We start from the raw sequence: 966 nt of genomic DNA on the forward strand, positions 1-966 counted from the left end.
CTCCTAAGCCACACGTCGACGCCCCACGGACCGCAAGCCGGCCGCACTCCTAAGTCCGCAGGTCGACTGCCCCACGGGCCGCAAGCCAGCCGCACTCCTAAGCCACACGTCGACCGCCTCACGAACCGCAAGTCGACCGCACTCCTAAGTCCGCAGGTCGCAGGTCGACCGCTTCGCGGGCTGCGGGGCGAGCGCAGCGAGCCCGCAGCCACCCAATCCCGCGTCCCTCTTCTCCGTGTGGCCTGGCGCAGCCCGAGCGCAGGTGAGGTGATCTCAGTGAGGTCTGTGCTGGTCAGGTCCCGCGGGCATGGCACAGGGAGCCTTCCGGTAGGACTGGATTTGCGAAGACCCCGTCCAGGAAAGACTCCCTGTGATCCCCCATCCTGCCATCCTCGACGTCCCCCACGCACTGGCCAGGCACCTGGCCCGCCTGCTCAATGCCGAACGCCACCGCCGGGGCACCCGCGCCGGAACCCGCGCCCTGACCTGCCTCGACCAGGCCGTATTGGGCCTGCGGTGGCTGCGCGACCACACCGACCCCGCCCGCCTGGCCCGCGACCACCGCGTCTCCCGCGCCACCGCCTACCGCTACCTCGACGAGGTCCTGAAAGTCCTCGCCGACCAAACGCCGGAACTGCCCGCCGCGCTCGCCCACGCTAAAAAACACGGGGCCACGCACGTGGTCCTGGACGGGAAGGTGTTCCGCACCGACCGCTACCACGGCGAGACCTCCCTCAACCGGCACAAACGGGTGATCGACTCCTGGTACTCGGGCAAGGCACGATGCCACGGCGGGGTGATCACCGCGGTGACGATGCCGGACGGGTTCCCGATCTGGGTCTCCCCAGTGGAGCCCGGTCGGGTGCACGACCTGGTCGCCGCCCGACGGCACGCCCTGCCCGCACTGGCCCGAGCCTCCGTAGCGGACCAGTGCCGAGCCCAGCAGGAACAGCCCTGCGATCAGCA

Annotated in this window: 1 protein-coding gene; it reads left to right on the forward strand. The window is 70.1% G+C overall.

Annotated elements, in window-relative coordinates; genetic code table 11:
• Positions 1–370 precede the first annotated feature (370 nt).
• The coding region (locus tag ABFX50_RS50695; RefSeq protein WP_346158484.1) for a transposase family protein at positions 371–966 on the forward strand (596 nt) is incomplete at its 3' end.

Source organism: Nonomuraea recticatena (assembly GCF_039533245.1).
Lineage (GTDB): Bacteria > Actinomycetota > Actinomycetes > Streptosporangiales > Streptosporangiaceae > Nonomuraea > Nonomuraea roseola.